The organism is Trueperaceae bacterium, from assembly GCA_019454765.1.
In the GTDB taxonomy this organism is placed as follows: Bacteria; Deinococcota; Deinococci; order Deinococcales; family Trueperaceae; genus JAAYYF01.
Window position 1 is genome coordinate 1 of sequence record JACFNR010000020.1, and the last position, 16,500, is coordinate 16,500.

Below are 16,500 nucleotides of genomic sequence, written 5' to 3' on the forward strand. Positions count from 1 at the left end.
TCAGCCGACCGCCACGGCCCGCCCGAAGCTCGTCAGCCAGTCGGTCACGCGCCTGACGTCCTCCTCGACCAGCTCGTGGCCGGCGGCGACGGTCAGCTCCTCGAGCGCGGCGCCGCCCTTCCGCAGGTAGGGCCCGACGTCGCGGGCGTGCGGGGCGTACGGGTCGCGGGCGCCCGTGAGGAGCAGGACCGGCTTGCCGCCGAACCGGGCGGCGGGGGGCTGCTCGAGCGGCATGACGGCGCGTAGGAGGACGGCCGCCGCGAAGGCGTCCGGGTCGTAGGCGAGGGTGGCCAGGGCGATGTTGGCGCCGTTCGAGTACCCGAGCGCCGCCAGGCCCCTTGGCGAGAAGCCGTAGGTGGCGGCCGCCCGGCGCGTGAACTCCCCCAGCGCTACCGCCTCGGCGACGATGTTCTCTTGGTCGTAGCTCGTGGGGCCGAAGCGGCGGAAGAAGCGTGGCGTCCCCTCGTCGAGGGAGCGGCCGCGCACGGCGAGGAGGTTGGCGCCGGGCGCCACGAGTCGGCCGAGGCCCACGAGGGAGTTCTCGTCGCCCCCCGTGCCGTGCAGCAGCAGCAGCGTGACGGTCCCTGGGGGCACGGGCGCCTTCGCGCCCGCACCCAGGTCCGGCGCGGGGACGTAGCGGTGGACCCAGGCGAGGCCGGGCGCGGGAGCGTTCGTCATGGGAGCGGCTCGAGCCGGGCCTCGATCGCCGCCCGGTGAGGCTCGAGGAACGGCGGGAGGACGAGCCGCTCGCCGAGGGTGGCGGCGTCCTCGTCGACGGCGAAGCCGGGACCGTCGGTGGCTACCTCGAACAGCACGCCGCCGGGTTCTCGGAAGTAGATGCTGCGGAACCAGAAGCGGTCGACCCAACCGCTGTTGGGTACGCCCAGGCCGGCGAGGTGGTCGAGCCAGTCGCGGTGGATGTGCTCGTCGGGCGCGCGGAACGCGACGTGGTGCACCCCGCCGGCGCCGCTACGCGCCGGGGGCAGGTCGGGGCGCACGGCCACGTGAAGCTCGGCGTGGGGCCCGGTGACGCCGTCCGCCATGCCGTAGACGTGCACCGCGTGGCGGGGGTCCTCCGGGTCGGGGTAGTCGCGCAAGGGGCGCATGTTCGTCACGCCCTGGAGCGCGCGGTCCGTGGGGTTCAGGGCCGGGACGGTGATGACCACTGGCCCGAGCCCGCGGAGCTGATGTTGGGGCGGCAAGGGGCTGTCGTCCCAGGGGACGGGTTCGTCGCCGCTGCCCCCGTCCACTACGAGCGCCAGGCGTTGGCCCTCCGGGTCCTCGAAGCGGAGCTGGGCGCGGCCGTCGACCGTCTCGAGCGGGCCGGCGTCTACGCCCAGGCGAGCGAGACGCTCGCGCCAGTACTCGAGCGAGCCCTCGTCGGCCACGCGCAACCCGGTGCGCGTGACCGCGTGACCGCCACGCCGCTCGCGCGGCAGGCGCCAGTCGAAGAACGTCAGGTCGGTGCCGGGGCTGCCGGCTCCGTCGGCGTAGAAGAGGTGGTAGGCGCCGGTGTCGTCCTGGTTCACGCTGCGCTTCACGAGCCGCATGCCGAGGGTGTCCGTGTAGAAGCGCTTGTTGGCGGCGATCTCGGCCGAGACGGCCGTCAGGTGGTGGAAGCCGGTGAACTGGAGTGTCAACTCGTGCCTCCTCTCGCCCTGCGAGGGCCGGCCGCCGCCGGGCGACCGGGAGCCGGGCGCGGGCATACATACCCGGCCGCGCGTGCCTCCGTCACTCGAGACCCAGGAAGCGCCGCTTGGCGCCGTCGTCGCTGGGCCCGTCCGGCCCTAGGAGTACCACGTCGGGGACCCGGTCCGGGTCGCGGGCGTAGAGGGGGAAGAGCGAGGCGCGCACGGCGTCGGCGGCGGGGCCGGGCGCCCGGAAGACGTCAGCCAACCACGATGTCTGGCGGTGCAGGGCGGCGAAGTCGGCGCGGGCGGCGCCGGCGTACGCCTCGCCGGCTTCGTCCACCGCCTGCGGCGCGAACGAACCAGCGCGGAGCAGCGCCGCGGTAAGGCGCGCCGCGCCGCGCAGGGCCAGCGCGACGCCGCATCCGAAGCTGGGGTCGGCGGCGCCTGCCGCGTCGCCGACCAGCGCGACGCCCCGCAGGTAAGGCGGGTCTACCCAGGTGTCGGCGCCGGGGAACTGGCTCAGCGGCCCCGCCACCTCGGCGCCGGCGAGCCAATCGGGCGGGACGCCGGCCGCGGCGCTGAGGCGCGAGAACTCCGGGAAGGCGGTCGGTCCGCCGAGGCGGTGCCGCCCGGCGGCGAGGTGGTAACCGAGATAGGCGCGGGTCCGGCTCGCGTCGAGGGGTACCAGCGTGGCGAGCAGGCCGGTGGCCGGGGCGAGGAAGACGTGGGCGGTGTCGAGCGCCTCCGTCGTGAAGCCCACGCCGGCGCCCACCAGGAGGACGCCCGCGAACATCAGCTTGGCGGGGTCGGCGAAGAGCTCGAACCCGCCCCACGCGCGCGTGCGCGAGCCGCGCCCGTCCGCGCCTATCACGAGCCGCGCCGGGTGGTCGACGGGGGTGGTGCCCACGCGCGCCTCCACCAACGCGAGTCGCTCGGGACCCGGCAGCCGGCGCACCTGGGTGACGGCGGTGCCCCGCACCACCTCGGCGCCGGCACGCTCGGCGGCGCCGAGCAGGGCCGTCTGGAGTTCGGGGTGAAGGAAGGCGCGCACGCCGAGCCCGCCGCTCTCCGCGGCCATGTCTCGCGGCGGCCGCTCCGCCAGCCCGACGACGCGCGTGCGCCAGTAGCGCACCGGCCTGCTCACGGCGCCCAGCGCCCCCATGAGGCCGAGCCTAACGGCCTCCCTCACCCCCCACGGGTAGACGACGTCGCCGCGCACGCGATCGACGAACTGGTGCTCCCGCTCGAGGACCAGCACGTCGGCGCCGGCGGCCGCGAGGCGGTGGGCGCAGGCCGCGCCCGCCACTCCGCCGCCCACGATCACGACGTCGCGGACCCGTTCGCTCACGCGCCGCCTACGTCCTGCCGTCGGGCGCTCATGGCGTCAGTCGGCGGCAACCGCGGCCACCCGCGGGAGGCGCACGACGACGGCGAGGAGCCCCGCCGTCACCACCGCCCCCGCCAGGCCCATCGCAAGGTAGCCGGCGCGGGCCATTATCAGCCCGCCGACGATGGTGGCGCCCGCCGCCGCCCCACCTACGAGCAGGTCGTTGAACCCCTGCATGCGGCCCTTCTCGGCGGGCGAGAGGGCGTCGGTCAGGAGCGCGGAACCGGCCACGTAGCAGAGGTTCCAGCCCAGCCCGAGCAAGAACAGCGCGAAGGCGACCGGCAGGAGCCGGGGCGACAGCGGCGCCAACAGGCACGAGGCGAGCAGCGTGACGGCGCCGATGCCCAGCACCCGGCGCCTGCCCCACCTGTCGGTCAGCCATCCCGCCACCGACGAGAAGGCGTACATGCCGAACGTGTGACTGGAGAAGACGAGCGAGATGTTGGTGAGCGAGTGCTCGATCTGGTGCATGTGAAGTGACGTCATCTGCATCAGGCCGACCATGACCATGTGTGCCAGCACGACGCTGGTGACGGCGGTCCGCACGGCCGCGTCGCCGAGCAGCTCGCGCAGGCCGCGCGTGGGGCCGAGGCGGTGCGTGCCCGCCTCGTCGAGGGCGATGGCCTCCCCGATCAGGCGCGGTTCCGGTCTCAGGGCAAGGAAGAGGAGGCCGGCCGTGAGGAGGTAGCCGGCGCCGGTGGCCAGGTAGGGGCCGGCGATCTCGCTCCACCCCCACGCCGTGACGAGGCGCCCGGTCGGTCCCACGAGCGCGGGGCCGAGCACGCTGCCGACCGTGCCGCCGAGCACCACCGTGGAGAGCGCGCGGGCGCGCCGCCGGCGCGGGTTCACCTCGGCCGCCACGAAGCGCCCGAGCTGCACGGCCGAGTTGCCCGAGCCGGTGATGAAGAGAGCCACGAGGACGAGCAGGAAGTTGCCGTTGGCCACGCCGAGCAGCGAGAGCGTGGCGCCGAAGGCGCCGGTGAGGAGGGCGGCGGTGAGGGCGCCGCGGCGTCCCAGCCGGTCGGACAGCCGGCTCCAGAAGTAAGCGCCCACCGCGACGCCGACCTGCACGACGGCCGCGGGCAGCCCGGCGAGCGAGTCGCGCCCGGAGAGCTCGGCGCCCACGATGGCCGCGACGGTGGCCGCGGCGATGGAGCCGGCCGAGCCGAGGCTCTGGCTCACGAACAAGGCGCTGGTGATCCTGCGTGCGTGGCGGGCGCGCACCGCGGGGTCGGCGAGCGGCCGCGCGCGTGGTGGGTGCGGCGTCGCTGCTGGCGTCGCGGCAGGCGCGACGGTCGCGCCGACCTCCAGGCTCGGGGGTTCGGGGGACGGCATCACGCCAGACTACTCCGCCGACGCGCCGCGCGCGGCCTTCGGCGCGGCAGTGCGGCCGCCGGGCCGAAGGGAGCGACCCGGCGCGCCAGGCGCCTCAGCGAGGGGCCGCGCTCAGACCCGGCCGATGCGCACGCGCCAGACCTCGGGTCCCTCCTCTAGCGGTTCCCAGCTGAACTCGCCCGGGTACTCGGCGGCGAACTGGTAGTAGAGCGGCTTGGGGTCGTGGTCGTTGACGAGCACGAAGGCGTTGCCCGACGCCAGTCCGAGGTACGTCTCGAGGATGAGGCGGTGGCGTTCGGCGGGTATCAGGTGGCGCACCTCCAGCAGCACGTCCTCGGCCGTCGGGGCTGCCGACTTGCGCGGCCTCACCGTGCGCGTGAGGTAGTGGAGGGTGCCGTTCAGTCGTTCGCCCTCGCGGGGCCAGGCGTGGCGCAGGAGCGTCCACCCTTGGGCCGCCAGCTCGCAGGCGTCGTCCTGCTTACCGGCGTCGCCCAGCGCCCTGAGCGCCGAATCGAAGAGCTTGTTGAGACGGGCCACGGCCTCGTCGGGGGTGAGTTGGGCCGCCTCTGACGCGGACCGGTCGGCTGACGTCTGACTCATCCGGGCACGCTAACCAAGCCCGTCGTGGCGCCACCATGACCTGGGCCAAGGCCGAGCGCGCGGGGCCGGGGCCGCTGCCACGCCGCGCCGTGTGCGGGCCGCTGCCTCACCCGCCGGCGGCGGCGGTGACCGCGGCGCTCACCTGCGGGACCGACTCGAAGCGGACGGCGACGATGCCGAGCGCGGCCGCCGCCGCCACGTTCTCGGGCATGTCGTCGACGAAGAAGGCGGCCGTCGGCTCGGCTCCTTCGGCTTCGAGGATGGCGCGCCAGAAGGCCGGGTCGGGCTTGGAGACGCCCATCAGGTTGGACGCGTAGACGCGGTCGAACACGTCGTAGTCGCCGCGGCGCACGTGCGCCTCGTAGTGCGGGTCGATGGTGTTGGTGCCCGCCACCACGCGCGCGCCCGAGCGCCTGAGGCGGTCGACGAGGGCGTACATGGCCGGGCGCCGGCTCGGGTGGAAGTAGTCGGCCCACGGCTCGCCGCGTGGGCGCCTGCCGGTCGCCGCCTCGAAACGGTCCCAGAACTCGGCCACGGGGATCGCGCCCTCGTGGAGGGCGCGGGAGCCCGCCTCGGCAAGCGCCGCCTCGAGCGAGGCCGGGTCCATGCCGAACTCCGCCGCCATGGCGGGCGCAACGTCGAAGCCGTCTACCATCACGCCACCAACGTCGAAGATGAACAGGGGCGTGGCGCGCGCCGCGGTCACTCCTTGCCCGCCGAGAACACGTTGGCGCCCCTCAAGAACACGCTCGAGAGGCTGAAGAAGATGACGAGCATGGGCAGGCTGGCGAGCGCCGCCACGGCCACCATGGCGCCCTCGTTCGTGCTCTTCTCCTCCATGAACGTCACCACGTAAAGCGGCATGGTCTTGAGCTCCTGCGACTGCACCACGAGCAGCGGCCAGATCAGGTTGCGCCACTGCTCCTCGAACGTCAGCACGGCCAGCACGGCCATGATGGGCACCATGTTGGGGACGACGATCCGGAAGAAGATGCCGACCTCGGAGGCGCCGTCGATGCGGGAGGCGTCGATGAGCTCGTCCGGGAACGTGAGCAGCGACTGCCGCATGAGGAACACGCCGAAGGCGCTGAGCAGGAAGGGGACGATGAGGCCGGGGTAGCTGTCCTGCATCCCCAGGCCCGTGACGACCACGTAGAGGGGGATCATGACCGTCTCGAACGGGATCATGAGGGTCGAGAGGATGAGCATGAAGACGAGGTTGCTGCCGCGGAAGCGGAGCTTGGTCAGGCCGTAACCGGCGAGGGCCGAGAAGAACACGGTGGTCGCCGCCACGCAGCCCGCCACGATGACGGAGTTGAGCAGGGCGCGCGGGAAGATGAACTTGCCGTCGTTGCCGCGGATGGCCTGCCAGAAGTTGTCGAGGTAGAGGCCATCCGGCCACCAGGGGAACGGCATGCGCATGATGTCGCGCGCCGGCATGAACGAGGCCACGAACATGAAGGCGAGCGGCGTCAGCACGAGCAGCACCGCCACGACGAGCACCACCCAGCCGAGGAGGTGGAAGAAGGCCTCGAGCGCGGTGCGCCGGTGGCCGGCCGCGGCGGGGAGGGCGTTCCGCCCCGCTGTCCTGGCGGCCATTCAGGCGTCCCTCGTCCCGCCGAGGCGGAACTGGACCATGGCGAGGACGAACATCACGAGGAGCAGGACGATGCTCATGGCGCTCGCCAGGCCGATCTGGAAGTCGCGGATGCCCGTGTTGTAGATGCCGAGCGTGACCACGTTGATGGGCTCCAAAGGCGCGCCGGCCCTGGTGAAGAGGTACTGGGTGGCGAAGGTGCGCATGCAGAAGATCATCGCCATGATCGACACGAGCAGCGTGGTCGGCTTCAGTAGTGGCAGGGTGATGTAGCGGAAGAGCTGGATGCCGGTGGCGCCGTCGACGGTGGCGGCCTCCTTCACGCTCCGCGGTATGGCGCCCAGCCCGGCGATGAAGATGATGGTGAAGAAGCCGAGCTTGCCCCAGAGGTACACGAGCGAGGTTGAGAGGCGCACCATGTCCGGGTTGGCAAGCCAGTGGTGGTCGACGCCCGGCGTGCCGAGGACGAAGTTGACCCACTGGTTGGCGATGCCGCGCGGGTCGAGCAGGAGCAGCCACACGGCGGCGGCGACCACGCCGGGTATGACGGCGGGGGCGTAGAACGCCATCTGGAAGAAGCGCTGCAGCCGCAGCCGCGAGAAGATCAGCCACGCGAGGAGGAGGCTGAGGACCACGAGCGGCACGGCGGTGCTCAGGGTGAAGAGCCCGGTGGCCTTCCAAGAGTTCCAGAACGTGGCCGAGCCGGCCAGGTCGAGGTAGTTGCGCAGGCCGACGAAGCGCGGCGGCCTGAGCGACAGGACGTTCTTGCTGTGGAGCCCAAGCCAGAAGGCGTTCAGGATCGGGTAGAAGCTGAACAGCGCGAAGTAGATGAGGGCTGGGAGTACGAACGCCCAGCCCCACAACGCTCTTCTGGCGGCGACCGTCAGCGCGGGCCGCTTACGGGTCACCGCGCCTACTCAGTACTCGCCGCGCATGGCGCGCTCGACGCCCTCGCGCATGGTCTTGAGCACGTCGGCGGGCTCCTTGCCCTGGAGCATCACGGCCTCGACGGCGTCCTTGAGGACCTGCTGTACGCGGGGCGCGTCCTCGGCGTAGTAGATGACGTGGGCGTTGGCGAGGTCGTCCATGAACACGGCCGAGTAGGGCGCGTCCTTGAAGAGGGGCGAGCCGATCAGCTCGTGGGTGGGCTGGAGGACGGCGACCTCCTCGAAGAAGTCGGCGGCGTGCTGCGCGAAGTAGCCGAGGAGCGTCCAGGCCGCCCGTTGCTTCTCCTTGGAGGACTGGGCGTTGACCATCCAGTAGTGGCCGTAGTAGGGCTCGGCGACGCGCTCCACGGCGTCCGCCCACTGCGGGAAGGGGATGACCATCCAGCCGTCGCCGGGGAGGAAGGTGGGGTTGTCGTGGACGATGCGTTCGGCCTGGTACTGGCCCGACTCCATCATGCCGATGTCGTCGTTGTTGAAGTTGAAGATCTTGCGGGCGGCGGTGTAGGTGGGCGAGCCGAGGTTCTTGCCCGTCGGGCCCCACTCCTTGAAGTACTCGAGCACGCGCAGCCACGCCTCGTCGTTGACGATGGCGCTCTTGCCGTCGTCGCTCACGAGCTTGCCGCCGAGCTGTTCGGCCATGGGCACCATGAAGTTCAGGTAGTAGGGGTAGCGGAAGTCGAAGCCGCGGCGCGTGATGATGTCGCCGTCGCGGACGGTGAGCTTCTCGGCCACCGCCATCATCTCCTCCCACGTCTTCGGGTAGTCCGTGAGGGGATCGAGGCCGGCGCTCCTGAAGACGTTCATGTTCAGGTAGATGGCCCAGTTCGTGACCTCGAGCGGCAGACCGTACAGCTGGCCTTCGTACGAGACCGGGTCGAGCGTGCCGGGGAGGTAGGCGTCGTAGATGGCCTGCGCGTCGACGTAGCCGGCGGCGGCGGGGTCGATGGGCGCCACGCGCGCGTTCACGATGTACGGGTACTCGTTGAAGATCTCCATGTTGAAGACGTCGGGACCGCGGTTGGCGGCGAAGGCGGCCAGGTTGAGCTGGGCGATCTGATCGGACGGGTTCGTGACGCGCGTGACCTTGATGTCGGGATGGTCGACCTGGAACTGGGCGATCAGCCGCTCCTCGAGGGCCGTGCGGTTGGGGTCCTCGTGGGTCCAGTAGACGATCTCGGTCTGGGCGAGCGCGGCGCCGCCGACGAGCAGCAGCGTGAGGAGGGCGAGGGAGAGCTTCCTTGCCGTGCGGGTGAACATCGTTGCCTCCAACCGGCCGCGGCGCCGGCGTCACGCTGGGCGCGACGCCGGGGACGGCGCCGCCGCCCCGGGAAACGCCTTGGACCGGCGCGACGCCGGACGCCTGGCTCGTTCCGGGAGAGCATAGTTGGTGCCTGCGGGCCGGGTCAACGTGACGAACGCCCCGCGCCGCCCCTACCGCATGGGCGTCAGGGCCGCGCCGAGAGGCGCCAGGGGCCGGGTGTCACCGCGTGGCGCAGGCGCTCGGGTCGCCGGTGCGGTAGCCGGTGCCGAACCACTGGGTGCGCTGGGCCGAGCTGCCGTGCGTGAACGTCTCCTGGTTGGGGATGCGGCCGGCGCGCTTGGCGAGGGTGTCGTCGCCGACGGACGCGGCGGCGGTGAGCCCCTCCTGCAGGTCGCCCGGCTCCATGATGCCGCGGCGCTCGGCGGAGGCGGCCCACACCCCGGCGTAGCAGTCGGCCTGCAGCTCGGTGGCGACGGACCCGCCCCGGGCCTGCGCGCCGCCGAGCGCGCCGAGGAGGTTCTGGACGTGGTGCCCGAGCTCGTGGGCGATGACGTACGCCTCGGCGAAGTCGCCCGGCGCTCCCAGCCGCCTACTCAACTCGTCGAAGAAGGACAGGTCGAGGTAGACGGTGAGGTCGCCCGGGCAGTAGAACGGACCGGTGCTGGCGGGCGCCACGCCGCAGGCCGACTGCACGGCGTCGCGGTAGAGCACGAGCTTGGCGTCGCGGTAGCCGAGGTCGCTGGCCGTGAACGCCTCCTGCCAGTAGGCCTGCACGTCGTCGAGGACGAACGACACGAACCGCACCTGCGGCTCCTCGGCCTGGAGCTGCGACTGGTCCATTGGCGCCTGCGTGCCGGTGGCGGCGGTGGGGCCTACCCCCAGCAGCGAGAAGAGGTCGGTGCCGGTGAGGAGGCTCAGCGCCAGGACCACGAGCACGCCCCCGATGCCGAGGGGTATGGCGGTCCGGCCGGGCCCGGCCCGACCGCGCCTGTCTTCGAGGTTCTTGCTGCGTCCGGCGTCTTCCCACTTCACGGTCATCAGCTCCCGCGGGCGGCGCGCCGCCCGCGGGCATGCTACTACGCGGCGTCCGGCCGCCGCGGCGCGGTACACTCCCGCTGCATGAGCAGCACCCCCTCCCCCACTCACGACGCGCGCTTCGTGCCGCTGAACGGCACGCTGAACACCCGCGACCTCGGCGGCCTGCCAGTGGCGGGCCACGGCCTCACCCGCTCGGGCGTCTTCTACCGTTCCGACATCCCCATGGCGCTGAACGGAGCCGACCTGGAGCGGCTGCGGTCGCTCGGTCTCACCACGGTGATCGACCTGCGCCAGCCGCAGGAGCTGGAGCGCGACCCCAACAGCCTCGCGGGCACGAACGGCATCGATTACCAGAACGTCGAGATCTGGGGCCACATCGACGCGGCGGACGACCGCCCGACGGACCCCTACGACATCACGGCCTTCTACCTGCGCGCGCTCGATCACGCCGGTCCCGCCTTCGTGCGGGTCCTGTCGTTGCTGGCGGCCGCGCCGGGCGCCGCGCTGTTCCACTGCACCGCCGGCAAGGACCGGACGGGGCTGGTGGCGGCGCTGCTGCTCGAGAGCGTCGGCGTCGACCGGGCGACGATCGTCGACGACTTCGCGCTCACCCACGACCGCATCGGTCCGCTGCGGGAGCGGCTCCTCAACGACGCCGAGCAGAACGGCGTGAAGCGCGAGGACTTCGTGCGGCTGCTGGGCGCCACGCCGGAGCTGATCGGCCCGGCGCTCGACCACCTCGACGAGCGGTTCGGCGGCGCGGTGGCGTACCTGAAGGCGAACGGCTTGGCGGCCGAGGCGCTGGGGACGTTGCGGCGGAAGCTGCTGGGCTAGGCGCGCCGCGCGCCGCAGACAACTGGAACGCATGTTCCAGAATGTGCTAGCCTGGGGCCGATGGCGAGGCCCAAGGAGTTCGACCACCAGACGGCCGTGTTGAAGGCGGCGGCGCTGTTCGGGCGGCAGGGGTTCGAGGCCACGTCGGTCCGCGACCTCCTCGACGAGCTCGGGCTGAGCGCCAGCTCTTTCTACGCCGCCTTCGGCGGCAAGGAGCAGCTGTTCATGGCGGCACTCGCCGCCAACGCCGAGGCCGAACGCGACCAGCTGCGCCTCGCCCTCGTCGGGCGCGGATCGTTCCGCGACAAGTACGCGGCCCTCCTCGCCACCCTCGTCGACGAGCTGGCGACCACCGGCGCGAGCAGCTCACTGACGCTGCGCGCCGCCGTCGAGCTGGCCGGCGCCAAACCCGACGTCCTCCGCTACCTCTCCCACTACCTCACGGGGCTCATCGGCATGGTCGAGGGGCTGATCTGGGCCGCCGCCGACCGCGGCGACCTCGCCCCGCGCTTCGGCCCGGAGCAGCTCGCCCGCTACCTCCTCTTCGGCACCTTCAACCTCGGCTTCGTCGCCAAGGTCGACAACCGCCGCGAGGTGCTGGAGGGCCACGCGGCCATACTGCTCGGCGCCCTCGACGACTCACCCGACCCCACCCCAGCCGCCTAGGAGGCCCGTGCAGCCATGACCCGATCCCCACTTGCCCCCACCCTCATCTGGAACGGCCGTTCCAGCGGGGGGGCGGGATGACCCCCACCGGACGGCGCCGCGATTGGGCCACGGTCGTCGCCTTCGCGCTCGTGTCCGTCGGCCTCGGCCTGGGCGCGTTGCGCCTTCAGCTCGACGCCTCCGTGACCGCCATGCTGCCAGACAAGAGCGAGGTCTCGGCGTTGCAGACGGAGATCTCGGACGTCTTCGGCGCCAAGGTCGTCATGGTCGCGCTCGTCGAGGGCGACATCTACACGCCCGAGGCCGTGGCCACCCTCCGGCGGCTGACGACCGACCTCGCCAAGGTGGAAGGCGTCAGCAGCGTGACGAGCGCCGCCAACGCCCAACGCATGGTCGACGACGACGGCTTCCTCCTCGTCGAGGATCTCCTGCCGGCCACCCCGGACGCCAAAGACCTAGCCACGGCGCGCGCCTACCTGGAGACGTCGCCCCTCTACCGCGGCGGCCTGCTGGTGGCCGAGGACGGGCGGGCCGCGAACGTCGTGCTCGAGGTGTCGGGCGACGTCGACTCCGCCGCCCTCAGCCAGGACATCCGCGCCGTGCTCGAGCGCGACTGGCAGGGCGCCGGCATGGGCGCCGTCCACCTGGTCGGCGGCCCGCTCATCAACGGCGAGATGCAGATGACCCTCGCCCGCGAGATGCCCCTGCTGGGCGGCGTGGCCGCGGCCCTGATCCTCGTCATGCTCTTCCTCAACTTCCGCACCGTGCGCGGCGCGATCCTGCCCCTCATGACGGTGCTGGTCGGGCTCCTCTGGGCGCTCGGCGTCATGGGCTGGCTCGGCGCCAAGCTGAACATGCTCAGCGTCATCGCCCCCGTCGCCATCCTCGCCGTCGGCAGCTCCTTCTCTCTCCACCTGCTCGGCCGCTTCTTCCAGGAGCTGGCGCACGGCAAGGCCAAGCCGGAGGCCATCCGCACGGCGCGCAGGGAGACGGGCCTCGGGGTGCTGATCTCAGGCCTCGCCATCTCCGCCGCCCTCACCACCTTCACGCTCTCGGGCATGCCCACCGTCCGCACCCTGGGCCTACTCACCGCCGGTGGGGTGCTCGCCACCCTCGTGGCCGCCCTACTGCTCCTCCCCGCCGTCCTAGGCCTCATGAAGCCGCCGCGGCGCGTCGTCGACCCCGAGCAGCCGGGCGCCATCGCCGGTTTCCTCGAGGCCGTCGCCCGCTTCACCGACCGGCGCCGCCACGCCATCCTCGCGACCTCGGCCCTCCTGCTCGTCCTCGCCGTCGTCGGCGCCACCCGCATCGTGCCCAACACCGCCGTCATCGACTACTTCAACGTCGACTCACCCCTGCGCAAGGACTACGCGGTGGTGGAGGAGGCGTTCGGCGGCTCCAGCGAAGTGCAGGTGATGGTGGAGGGCGACATGACCGACCCGGCCACGCTGCAGGCCATGCTGGCGTTCCAGGAGGGCGTGGCCGCCATCGACGGCGTTGGGCCCACCACCTCCATCGTCACCGTGCTGCGCGCCATCCACTCCACCCTGACGGGAGAGGACGGGCTCCCGACCACGCGCGAGGAGATCGCCCAGGAGCTCCTCCTCTACCAGCTCTCCGGCGACCCGAAGCAGGTGAGCAAGTACCTCACCCTCGACTCGCGCGCGGCCCTCGTCGACGTGGCCACCAAGTCCGAATCGACCTCGGTCATGCGCGGCATGATGGACGAGATCGAGGCCGTCGGCGCCGACACGCTGGGCCGGCACGCGACCCTCGGCTACGCGGGCGCCACGATGGTCCAGCTCGCCATCGAGGACGCCCTGCTTCACGACTTCGTGATAAGCCTGTCGCTCGCCATCCTGCTCGTCCTGATCATCGACTCGTTCGTGCGCTCCGTGCGGGCCGCCATCGTCACCATCCTCGCGCTGCTCCTGACCATCGCCCTGCAGTACGGCCTGCTCGGCCTGCTCGGCATCCCGCTCGACCTCGCCACCATGCTCCTCGGCGCGCTCGCCATCGGCGTCGGCGACTACGCCATCCACCTCACCGTGAGGTACATGGAGGAGCGGCGCGCCGGCCGCGCGCCCGAGCGGGCGATGAGCCAGGCGCTGCACTCCTCCGGCCGCTCCATCCTCTTCACCGCGCTCACGCTCGGCGCCGGCTTCCTCGCCATGGTGTTCAGCCAGTTCGTGCCCGTGCGCACCCTCGGCTCACTCATGGCCTTCACCGTCCTGTCGGTCGGCACCGCGTCCCTCACGCTCCTGCCGGCAGCCTGCCTCGTGTTCCTGCGCAACCCCCGCGGTTCGGCGCCCGCCAAGGCCGCCACCAACCGCGCCTGACCCAGGAGGTCTCACCGATGATCAAGACCGCCCGCCACACCGGAGCGCTTCTCGCCGCCCTCGCCACCCTGGCCCTGCTGGCCACGGCCACGGCCCAGCGCTACGCCACCGCCCAAGAGGTCGTCGACGCCATGAAGGCGCAGCCGGCGCCGACCACCACCATCGCCACGCTGAGCATGACCATCACCTCCGCCGCCGGGCACTCCCTCTCGCGCACCATGCAGATCTGGACGGCCGACGACGGCAAGGCGCAACTCATCAAGTTCCTGGAGCCCGCCGACGTGCGCGGCTCCGGCTTCCTCAACGTAGAGAAGGCGTCCGGCGAGACCGAGACCCTCATCTACCTGCCGGCGCTTGGCCGCGTGCGGCGCGTGGCCGGCGGCCAGAAGCAGGACTCGTTCTTCGGCTCCGACTTCTCCTACGAGGAGATCTCGAGCCTGAGCGGCGACTTCGGCGACGACTTCGAGACCGCCCTCCTGGAGGTCCTCCCCGGCCCCGTCTACGTCCTGGAGGGCAAGGCCCTACCCGGCGCCGAGAGCAGCTACGACCGCATCGTCTACCAGGTGCCCGAGAGCACGCTCGTGCCGCGGCGCGTGGAGTTCTACACGGCGGGCGCGCTCGTGAAGGTGCTCACCATCGAGGCCACCGAGGAGGTCGGCGGCTACACGCTACCGAGCGTCATCCGCATGGAGACGGTGGCGGCGGGCTCCGCCACCACCATCACCCAGTCGGGGTACCAGGTCGACGAGGAGATCCCCGCCGACGTCTTCACCGAGCGGTTCCTGCAGCGTTGACGCGCGCGGCCGCGCCACTCACTCCCCACCAGCGAGGTGCACTCATGAGAAGCCTCCCAACCCGTCGCATCGTCGCCGCCCTCGCCGCCGGCGTGCTCCTGACGGCCATGCCCGCGGCCGCGCAGGTCAGCTACCGCCTCGGCGGCGCCGTCGCGGCGGAGTTCGGCGTCGCCGTCGACGGCGCCATCCCGGTGGCGGCCGCCGACCTGACCGTGAGGCTCGACGGCGAGGTCGGCGCCGGCTTCTTCCCCGACGCGGTCTTCGTCGCCGAGGCGAAGGCGCGCTACGACGCCGCCGCTCCGGAGCCGTTCGGCGCGCGGCTCGGCCGCGCCTACGCCACCGTCTACCTCGGCCCCGTCGACCTGACGGTCGGCAACCAGGTGGTGGCGTGGGGCTCCGTCGACGCCGTCAACCCGGTCGACGTGCTCAACCCGCGCGACATGACGGACCCCGTGGCCGACCCCGCCGACCAGCGCCTGCCCACCCCCCTCGTCCGCGCCACCGTCCACGGCCAGGAGGGCGTGACGGTCGACCTCGTCCTCGTGCCCGTCTTCGTCCCCTCGACCCTGCCGGGAGCCCGCTGGCAGGGGGCGGCCGTCATGCCCGACCTCCCGCCCGGCGTGACCGTGGTAGGCGTCCTCGACCCGGTGACCGCCGTACCGGCGTTCGAGGTGGCCAACATGCAGTTCGGCGGGCGGGTCACCCTCGACCTCGAGGTGGGCGGCGGAGCCGACGCCAGCGTGATGGCGTACCGCGGCTTCAGGCACCTGCCGACGGTGACCGCCGAGCTGGAGCCGACCGGCGTCCCCGGCCAGTTCCTGTTGCGCCCGCGCCTCGGTTACGACCGCGTCACCGTCCTCGGCACCGACTTCTCGGTCGTCCTCGGCAGCTACGTGCTGCGGGGCGAGGCGGCATACACCTTCTCGGCCGACCCGGGCGGCACCGACCCGGCGGTCGGCAACGACGCCTTCGCGGCGGTGCTCGGGGCCGAGACGAACTTGGCCGGCGGACCGTTCGTCACGCTTCAGGTCGCGTACCAGCGCACCGCCCCCGACGCGGGGAAGGCGCCGGACGAGTCGCTGACGACGGTGCTGGCGGCCAAGTTCGAGCAGGGGCAGCGCCTCGGGCTCGACGTAGCTTGGCTGCACGACTGGCTGGACGGCGGCGGGGCCGTACGGCCGCGCCTCACCTACGCCTTCGCCGACGGCCTCACGGGCACGGCCGGGGCGACCGTCCTCTACGGACCCGCAGGGAGCATGTATGGGGCATGGAAGGACAACAGCGAGCTACGGCTCGGCCTCGAGTTCGCGTTCTGAGCCGGCGCAGCGCCACGGGAGGGGAGGCCCGAGGGCGGCGCTCCTGACGGCGCTCCTGACGGCGTTGCCGCTGGGCGCCCTGCCGAGCGCCTTGGCGCAGACGCCGGCCGCGCTGGGCGACCGCGGCGAGTACGCCGCCGCCTGGGAGCGCGCCCACACGGTGCCGACGGCCGCCATGCAGACCAGCGCGGCGCGCGCCGCCACCGACGAGGTCGTCTACCACCTCGTGCCGAGCGGCGCGCCCCTGGCGGAGCAGCTGCCGTGGCTCCAGCGCGCCGTGACCGCCGCGGAGCAGGCGACGAAGCTCGACCCTAGCTCCGCGGCGGCCGTCGTGCAGCTAGCGCGGGCGAAGGGCGAGATCGCGCGGCGCTCCGGCGTGCTGCAGAACCTGGGGGTGGCGTCCGAGCTCAAGGCGCTCTTCGACAGGGCGCTCGAGCTCGACCCGGACGACGCCGACGCGCTCGTGGGCCTGGCGATGTGGCACCTCGAGCTGGTGCAGAACGGCGTCGGTTGGTTGTACGGCGGGCGCAAGGACGCCGTGAGGCCGCTGCTGGAGCGGGGCGTGGCCGCCGCGCCCCGCCAGCTGAACCTGCGCGTCGAGTACGCCACCGCGTTGATCGCGCTCGGCGACGAGGCGAGCGCCAGGGAGCAGCTCGAGCTGGCGCTCGAGCTTCCGGCCGCGCGCGCCTCCGACGAGCTGGAGCGGGCCAGGGCCGCCGCCATGCTGGCGACGCTGGACGACCGCTGACGCTGAC

The 16,500-nt window shown here is 72.3% G+C and carries 16 protein-coding genes; 6 read left to right on the forward strand and 10 right to left on the reverse strand.

The features are described 5' to 3' along the window. The 10 genes from H3C53_07300 to H3C53_07345 all read right to left on the reverse strand — a co-directional run bounded on the left by H3C53_07300 (position 1) and on the right by H3C53_07345 (position 9,790). Positions 1–618 (reverse strand): alpha/beta hydrolase, encoded by a 618-nt coding sequence (locus H3C53_07300; protein ID MBW7916466.1) that lies wholly within the window; start codon positions 616–618, stop codon positions 1–3. A gap of 56 nt (positions 619–674) precedes the next feature. Next, positions 675–1,706: a ring-cleaving dioxygenase gene (locus H3C53_07305; protein ID MBW7916467.1), complete on the reverse strand. Its 1,032-nt coding sequence runs from the start codon at positions 1,704–1,706 to the stop codon at positions 675–677. A 25-nt stretch (positions 1,707–1,731) separates the two neighbouring features. Beyond that, complete coding sequence (locus tag H3C53_07310; protein ID MBW7916468.1) at positions 1,732–2,979, reverse strand: FAD-dependent oxidoreductase; 1,248 nt, start codon at positions 2,977–2,979, stop codon at positions 1,732–1,734. 36 nt (positions 2,980–3,015) lie between these two features. Further along, positions 3,016–4,206: an MFS transporter gene (locus H3C53_07315; GenBank protein ID MBW7916469.1), complete on the reverse strand. Its 1,191-nt coding sequence runs from the start codon at positions 4,204–4,206 to the stop codon at positions 3,016–3,018. Positions 4,207–4,464: 258 nt separating this feature from the next. Continuing rightward, the gene (locus tag H3C53_07320) at positions 4,465–4,953 is read right to left on the reverse strand and encodes a DUF2249 domain-containing protein (protein MBW7916470.1); all 489 of its coding nucleotides are present in this window, start codon (positions 4,951–4,953) and stop codon (positions 4,465–4,467) included. 106 nt (positions 4,954–5,059) lie between these two features. Continuing rightward, positions 5,060–5,659 carry an HAD family phosphatase gene (locus tag H3C53_07325; GenBank protein MBW7916471.1) on the reverse strand — a complete coding sequence of 200 codons (600 nt, stop codon included), beginning with the start codon at positions 5,657–5,659 and terminating at the stop codon, positions 5,060–5,062. Then, complete coding sequence (locus H3C53_07330) at positions 5,656–6,552, reverse strand: carbohydrate ABC transporter permease (protein MBW7916472.1); 897 nt, start codon at positions 6,550–6,552, stop codon at positions 5,656–5,658. Before H3C53_07330 ends, H3C53_07325 begins: the two co-directional genes overlap by 4 nt. Beyond that, entirely contained in the window at positions 6,553–7,458 is a 906-nt protein-coding gene (locus H3C53_07335) for a sugar ABC transporter permease (GenBank protein MBW7916473.1), read from the reverse strand. Positions 7,459–7,467: 9 nt separating this feature from the next. Continuing rightward, complete coding sequence (locus H3C53_07340) at positions 7,468–8,754, reverse strand: extracellular solute-binding protein (protein MBW7916474.1); 1,287 nt, start codon at positions 8,752–8,754, stop codon at positions 7,468–7,470. Between the two features lie 223 nt (positions 8,755–8,977). Beyond that, positions 8,978–9,790 carry a neutral zinc metallopeptidase gene (locus H3C53_07345; GenBank protein ID MBW7916475.1) on the reverse strand — a complete coding sequence of 271 codons (813 nt, stop codon included), beginning with the start codon at positions 9,788–9,790 and terminating at the stop codon, positions 8,978–8,980. 87 nt (positions 9,791–9,877) lie between these two features. Here H3C53_07345 and H3C53_07350 point away from each other — a divergent pair, with 87 nt between their 5' ends. The 6 genes from H3C53_07350 (at position 9,878) to H3C53_07375 (ending at position 16,493) form a co-directional block, all read left to right on the forward strand. After that, a complete protein-coding gene (locus H3C53_07350; protein MBW7916476.1) occupies positions 9,878–10,630 on the forward strand; it encodes a tyrosine-protein phosphatase in 753 nt (250 codons plus the stop codon). A gap of 60 nt (positions 10,631–10,690) precedes the next feature. Further along, positions 10,691–11,296 carry a TetR/AcrR family transcriptional regulator gene (locus H3C53_07355; protein MBW7916477.1) on the forward strand — a complete coding sequence of 202 codons (606 nt, stop codon included), beginning with the start codon at positions 10,691–10,693 and terminating at the stop codon, positions 11,294–11,296. A gap of 77 nt (positions 11,297–11,373) precedes the next feature. Then, complete coding sequence (locus H3C53_07360) at positions 11,374–13,635, forward strand: MMPL family transporter (GenBank protein ID MBW7916478.1); 2,262 nt, start codon at positions 11,374–11,376, stop codon at positions 13,633–13,635. Positions 13,636–13,652: 17 nt separating this feature from the next. Continuing rightward, positions 13,653–14,429 carry an outer membrane lipoprotein-sorting protein gene (locus H3C53_07365; protein MBW7916479.1) on the forward strand — a complete coding sequence of 259 codons (777 nt, stop codon included), beginning with the start codon at positions 13,653–13,655 and terminating at the stop codon, positions 14,427–14,429. 44 nt (positions 14,430–14,473) lie between these two features. Next, positions 14,474–15,745, forward strand: coding sequence for a hypothetical protein (locus tag H3C53_07370; GenBank protein ID MBW7916480.1), 1,272 nt, complete (start codon positions 14,474–14,476; stop codon positions 15,743–15,745). 64 nt (positions 15,746–15,809) lie between these two features. Then, on the forward strand, positions 15,810–16,493 hold the full coding sequence (locus tag H3C53_07375; GenBank protein ID MBW7916481.1) for a hypothetical protein: 684 nt from the start codon (positions 15,810–15,812) through the stop codon (positions 16,491–16,493). The last annotated feature ends 7 nt before the right edge of the window (positions 16,494–16,500 follow it).

Bases quoted from the DNA above. Each gene is read 5' to 3' on its own strand.
- H3C53_07320 (MBW7916470.1), bottom strand. From the start codon at position 4,953: ATGAGTCAGACGTCAGCCGACCGGTCCGCGTCAGAGGCGGCCCAACTC.
- H3C53_07365 (MBW7916479.1), top strand. From the start codon at position 13,653: ATGATCAAGACCGCCCGCCACACCGGAGCGCTTCTCGCCGCCCTCGCC.
- H3C53_07340 (MBW7916474.1), bottom strand. From the start codon at position 8,754: ATGTTCACCCGCACGGCAAGGAAGCTCTCCCTCGCCCTCCTCACGCTG.
- H3C53_07355 (MBW7916477.1), top strand. From the start codon at position 10,691: ATGGCGAGGCCCAAGGAGTTCGACCACCAGACGGCCGTGTTGAAGGCG.
- H3C53_07370 (MBW7916480.1), top strand. From the start codon at position 14,474: ATGAGAAGCCTCCCAACCCGTCGCATCGTCGCCGCCCTCGCCGCCGGC.
- H3C53_07330 (MBW7916472.1), bottom strand. From the start codon at position 6,552: ATGGCCGCCAGGACAGCGGGGCGGAACGCCCTCCCCGCCGCGGCCGGC.
- H3C53_07305 (MBW7916467.1), bottom strand. From the start codon at position 1,706: ATGCCCGCGCCCGGCTCCCGGTCGCCCGGCGGCGGCCGGCCCTCGCAG.
- H3C53_07360 (MBW7916478.1), top strand. From the start codon at position 11,374: ATGACCCCCACCGGACGGCGCCGCGATTGGGCCACGGTCGTCGCCTTC.
- H3C53_07350 (MBW7916476.1), top strand. From the start codon at position 9,878: ATGAGCAGCACCCCCTCCCCCACTCACGACGCGCGCTTCGTGCCGCTG.